4 protein-coding genes and 1 pseudogene are annotated in these 5,720 nt (G+C 40.0%); 3 read left to right on the top strand and 2 right to left on the bottom strand.

Features of this window, described 5'->3' with window-relative positions; all coding sequences use genetic code 11:
- A pseudogene (locus VK080_RS01775) lies at window positions 1-160 on the bottom strand (IS5/IS1182 family transposase); the annotation flags it as partial.
- Between the two features lie 560 nt (window positions 161-720).
- Window positions 721-1,914, bottom strand: a complete 1,194-nt coding sequence (locus VK080_RS01770) for an ROK family transcriptional regulator (RefSeq protein ID WP_324223093.1) — start codon at window positions 1,912-1,914, stop codon at window positions 721-723.
- Window positions 1,915-2,171: 257 nt separating this feature from the next.
- Between VK080_RS01770 and xylA the strand changes: the two genes are divergently transcribed.
- The 3 genes from xylA (at window position 2,172) to VK080_RS01755 (ending at window position 5,596) form a co-directional block, all read left to right on the top strand.
- Window positions 2,172-3,497: a xylose isomerase gene (xylA, locus tag VK080_RS01765; RefSeq protein WP_324223092.1), complete on the top strand. Its 1,326-nt coding sequence runs from the start codon at window positions 2,172-2,174 to the stop codon at window positions 3,495-3,497.
- A 25-nt stretch (window positions 3,498-3,522) separates the two neighbouring features.
- Complete coding sequence (gene xylB, locus VK080_RS01760; RefSeq protein WP_324223094.1) at window positions 3,523-5,022, top strand: xylulokinase; 1,500 nt, start codon at window positions 3,523-3,525, stop codon at window positions 5,020-5,022.
- Window positions 5,023-5,251: 229 nt separating this feature from the next.
- Window positions 5,252-5,596, top strand: coding sequence for an MFS transporter (locus tag VK080_RS01755; protein ID WP_324223091.1), 345 nt, complete (start codon window positions 5,252-5,254; stop codon window positions 5,594-5,596).
- The last annotated feature ends 124 nt before the right edge of the window (window positions 5,597-5,720 follow it).

Raw genomic sequence — 5,720 nt, 5'->3', positions numbered from 1 at the left:
CCTGTTTTTTCTGAGTAAAGAGGTTTAACCCAATCGTGGCAGCTGAAAAGTCGATCACATCTTTCACCCTTCTCAGGATATGGTGCCCGGGAACGAGATCCTCCATATCAATATATTGAAACATGCTGGGTTGAATGTGATTTTGCTTTGGCGAATGCATAAACGGGTCATCCTTTTATAAGTGTTCTATAGACTATATTCGACATAAAACAAGGAAATTCCTAGTACAATTATTTGACTTTTTCACCGGACTTTTAGAAAATACCTGTTTAATGTTATGTTACTGTGAATCTGTTAAATAGGGATATCACTTAAAGAATTTTAATAATTTTATTATAATAAGATTGGAGCTACATAAGCAGGATGGGGCGGTGGAACCTTTGCTGCTCGTTACTTGACACGGACATGTCAAAACGAGAGGGGAGGTGATGCCGTTAATGATTATGATCTATCAAGGCATCATGCTCATGATTAGCTCCGCCGCCCATTAACACGATTTCCTCAATATTTTTTTATCTTTGGCGCTTTGGCTAACGCTAAAGCTAAAACGATATTGGTCAATGGGGCTGTTAGCAGAATGGTTACCGGTTTATTTGATGCTTGAACAAGTCTGATGATGGTATCATATGCATGTTCATGACGCCAGCTACGGGTCGAACAGTAGATAGACATGCAGGGGGGGATAACCTGCAAGCCTGCCATCTCACAAGTGATCGAAGCTTAAAATGTCATTGTCTCTAACTTTTGGTCGGACAAAAAGTTAGAAATCGCTATCGAAGCAGCACCAAGTGCACTAGAGTATATACCAAGGACAGAAAATTTAATGTCAGTGTTTTCCTTATGATAATAAGATAGCCTATCCTGAAGAACATGGTTAATCGGATTTTCCAGCCAATTGCTGAATTGTGCTATCCTGTTTCCAATGATAACCATTTCCGGATTAAATGTATTGATAACATTTGTTAACCCAATGCCTATATATTCCCCTAACGTGTGTAAAATCTGCAGGACTTCTTTATTCCCCGTTTGTGCTTCTGTTACGAGTTTCTCTAGATTGATAGCATCGTTTTTGCTTAATACCTTTTGTTTTTTCGCATCGTTCAAAAGCGCTTGTTCAGATGCATATAGTTCCCAGCATCCATGATTACCGCAGCGACATTTCCGGCCATTGGCATTGATTGTAAAATGCCCCATTTCTCCAGATATACCGGACGTGCCAGTATAAAGATTGTTTTGAATGATAATGCCTGCCCCTATGCCAATCCCTATACTAATGTAAATTAAGTTTGAACTGCTTTTCCCGGCACCGTATAGATGCTCACAATAAGCGCCACAATTTGCCTCATTTTGAACCTTTACTGGAATGTGAAAGTGGTTTTGAATGTCTGTTTTTAAATCAACTTGTTTCCATTTGAGATTAGGCGCGAATAAAATCGCTTCATTAAGATCCACATTGCCAGGAGCTCCTATACCAATTCCAATCACGCCATATGGGCTATCCGGTGCCTTGGTCATGAGCGATTGAATGATGAATATTAAAGTGTTTTTGACTTCAGCAAATGCAGTACTTGCTAGTGGTCTGCTGATTTCTTCCATAATCGTTCCGTTTAAATCCGTTAAGACACCTAAAATATAATTAACGCCCAAGTCTATTCCGATTGAGTAACCGGCATGATTATTAAAATATAACATCACCGGTTTTCTTCCGCCGCTGGATTGGTTGGATTCGATTTCATATACTAAGGACTCATCAATTAATTCTGAGGCCATGGTCGATACAGTTGCTTTGTTTAATCCGGTATTTTTTGAGATCTGTGAACGCGACATTGGGCCTTTATTTTTAATGGCGTTAAACACAATGGATTTATTCATTTTTTTCACGAAATTTTGATCACCAGTTTGAATCCTTTGCATCTTTTTTCTCCTTAATCAAAACGATTATTTTTCATTCTATCATAGCAATTGAATGAATATCATACAAACTTTGTTTAACCATCATATGAATTGTTGCTTAACAATCGATTTCATGTTGGGTATTTGTTTTTGCGAACATGTATATAATAACCTGTAAATTAAATGTTGACAACGTTTTCAATGTATACTAATCTTAGTTTAAAAGATAAACAAAGTTAATGATTATTTGTTTCATAACATAGGAGGGGTTAGAAATCATGAGTTATTTTCCAAACATAAGCCAGATTAATTATGAAGGGCCGACATCAACCAATCCATATGCTTTCAAGTTTTACAACCCGGATGAGGTTGTTGGTGGAAAGAAGATGGAGGATTATTTACGTTTTGCGGTAGCGTATTGGCATACATTTACAGAAGACTTATCAGATCCTTTTGGTTCCGGAACAGCGGTGCGTCCATGGGATAAATATACTGGCATGGATTTAGCAAAAGCACGTGTTGAAGCGGCTTTTGAATTCTTTGAAAAACTTGGGGTACCATACTTCTGTTTTCATGATGTTGATATTGCACCAGAAGGCGATACCTTAAGGGAAACAAATCAAAACCTGGATACGATTGTTGCCATGATTAAAGATTATATGAAAGACAGTCAAACAAAATTGCTTTGGAACACGGCTAACAATTTTACGCATCCACGTTTCATTCATGGTGCAGCATCCTCTAACAATGCAGATGTATTCGCTTACGCGGCAGCCAAAGTGAAAAAAGGACTGGAAATCGGTAAAGAGCTAGGCGCGGAAAACTATGTGTTTTGGGGCGGACGTGAAGGCTACGAGACACTCCTTAACACAGATATGAAGTTAGAGCTGGACAATCTGGGACGTTTCTTCCATATGGCAGTCGATTATGCCAAAGAAATTGGTTTTGATGGTCAATTCCTGATTGAGCCGAAGCCGAAAGAGCCAACTACCCATCAGTATGATTTTGATGTTGCCAGCGGGTATGCCTTTTTACAACTTTATAATCTTGAGGATCACTTTAAATTTAACATTGAAGCCAATCACGCCACACTTGCAGGCCATACATTTGAACACGAACTGCACTATGCACGTGTCAATAATATCTTAGGTTCAGTAGACGCCAACCAAGGTCACCCGCTTTTAGGATGGGATACGGATGAATTTCCGACTGATTTGTATTCCACAACGCTTGGCATGTATGAAATTATTAAAAATGGCGGACTCGGCCGTGGTGGTCTAAACTTTGATGCAAAAGTGCGAAGAGGTTCATTTAAGTCAGAAGACCTGTTCCACGCTCACATAGCTGGAATGGATAGCTTTGCGGTCGGCTTGAAAGTTGCGCAAAAGCTTCTGGACGATCAAGTCTTAGAAACTATCATAAACGATCGTTATCAAAGTTATACAAGTGGCATTGGTTTAGATATTGTCGAAGGAAAAGCAGATTTCCACCAACTGGAAGACCATGTGCTTGACTTAACAGACATAAACCATCAATCGGGTAAATTAGAAAGAATCAAAGCGACGATTAATCAGTATTTGCTGACAGCTTATTCTGATCGTTAAAAATTGGAGATCTGGGGGGTTCATGATGAAACACGTGATTGGAGTTGATTTGGGAACAAGTGCTGTAAAGCTTTTGCTGGTTAATCAGCACGGAAAGGTCGTCACAGAAGTTTCCAAAGACTATCCCTTAATACAAGAAAAAACAGGATACAGCGAGCAAAATCCTCAAGATTGGGTTGATCAAACTGTCGCAGGGTTGTCTGAGCTGCTTCAGCAATTTGAGGGCGATCCGGATGATATAGAAGGAATCAGTTTCTCCGGACAAATGCATGGACTGGTACTGCTCGATGAAAATCAAAATGTCCTTCGCAATGCCATTCTATGGAATGACACACGAACGACAGCTGAGTGTCAGCAAATTTACGATACCGTTGGAAAAGAACGGTTGCTTCGTATCACCAAAAATCTCGCATTAGAAGGGTTTACCTTACCTAAATTACTGTGGGTAAAAAATCATGAGCCAGAGATTTATCGTCAAGCCAGAACCTTTTTGTTACCAAAGGATTACGTTCGATTCGTGCTAACTGGAAAATTGAACATGGACTATTCAGACGCGGCTGGTACTTTGTTGCTGAATGTCATGAAAAAAGAATGGAGCCAAACCATTTGCGATTTATTGGATATCGATAACGATTTGTGCCCGCCTTTAGTAGGATCTTATGAAGAAGTTGGAACATTAAGCGCAGAAATTGCCGATCCAACAGGCTTATCCGATTCCACACGCATCTTTGCGGGTGGAGCGGATAATGCTTGTGGGGCAATTGGGTCAGGTGTCTTAACAGAGGGCAAAACATTAGTGAGTACCGGTACGTCCGGGGTGGTGTTAGCCCATGAAAATCGTGGGGATCGGAATTTTCAGGGAAAAGTACATTATTTCAATCATGGCGCACCAGATGCCTACTATACCATGGGCGTGACACTAGCTGCCGGACACAGTCTGACGTGGTTTAAAGATGTTGTTGCGAAAGAAAAAACGTTTGACCAATTTCTGAACGATGTTGATACCGTTCCACCAGGTGCAAATGGGTTATTATTCACACCATATATCGCTGGTGAACGAACACCGCACGTCGATTCATCCATTCGCGGAAGTTTTATTGGAATGGACAGTTCACATGACATGAAACACTTTGTACGCGCGGTCATGGAAGGGATTACATTTTCATTGAATGAGTCGGTTCAGTTATTCCGCGATCAAGGAAAGAAAATTGATCAAATTATTTCCATTGGCGGCGGGGCTAAAAATGAAACCTGGCTCCAAATGCAAGCAGATATCTTTAATACGGAAGTTGTCAAATTGTCCAATGAACAAGGACCAGGCATGGGAGCTGCCATGTTAGCAGCATATGGCTGTGGCTGGTTCGAAACGCTCCAAGAATGTGCAGAAGCGTTTTTGCAAGAAGAAAAGACGTATGAACCGATCGAGGAAAATGTGGCGATTTATGAAGCATTATTTGCACTATATCAACAAGTCTACGCCTCGACGGAATCACTCAATAAAGAGTTAATGCAGTACCGAGAATAATGAATGAAATGTAATTTGACGGTCGACAAAGAACTCGCAATTGATTCGAAACCCTGATGAATTTGAATTAGTAAGTCAATCAATGCTCCTGTTCGCTGATGTTCGAAACGTGAGTGTGTGAAGTGTATAACTAGGCTATATGAGAGATTAAGCTCATCTGTAAGGGTTTTCCTTGCAGATGAATCCATACTATCTTTTAAACTGTTGGTTAAAAATTGGAGAGATCAATATGCAAACTGCACAACAAGAAAAAAGTGAAACACCCACAATAAAAACACAAAAACTAACCATGAATGAAAAGCTTACGTTTGGTTTGGGGGATTTTGGAGCGAATTACAGCTGGACCTTTATTGCTTCCTTTATTACGATTTATCTGACGGATGTAGCAGGTATTGGTGCTGGGATAATTGGAACCATTATTTTAATTGCGAGAATTACAGATGGATTCACAGATTTGTTCATGGGGACCATCATTGATAATACGAAAGCCAAAATGGGGAAAGCAAAACCATGGGTCTTTTGGACAGCACCAATCTTAGGGCTTTTAACTTTTTTACTATTTAGGGACTGCTGAACGATTTTCAAACAGCCCATTTTAGTTCTACAGAAATCCCAAAAAAGCGTTGGAAAAAATAATAAAAAAGAAGGCGGAGTCTGCGCTCCAGGTTCATTACCAGCAGTTGTATGGAAATGACCGT

The sequence above is a fragment of the Lentibacillus sp. genome (genome assembly GCF_035301925.1).
Classification (GTDB): Bacteria; Bacillota; Bacilli; order Bacillales; family Amphibacillaceae; genus Lentibacillus.
Note: the sequence above shows the minus strand (reverse complement) of the source record. Positions and strands in the feature narration are given on the sequence as shown.

Bases quoted from the DNA above. Each gene is read 5' to 3' on its own strand.
- VK080_RS01770 (WP_324223093.1), bottom strand. From the start codon at position 1,914: ATGCAAAGGATTCAAACTGGTGATCAAAATTTCGTGAAAAAAATGAAT.
- xylA (WP_324223092.1), top strand. From the start codon at position 2,172: ATGAGTTATTTTCCAAACATAAGCCAGATTAATTATGAAGGGCCGACA.
- xylB (WP_324223094.1), top strand. From the start codon at position 3,523: ATGAAACACGTGATTGGAGTTGATTTGGGAACAAGTGCTGTAAAGCTT.
- VK080_RS01755 (WP_324223091.1), top strand. From the start codon at position 5,252: ATGCAAACTGCACAACAAGAAAAAAGTGAAACACCCACAATAAAAACA.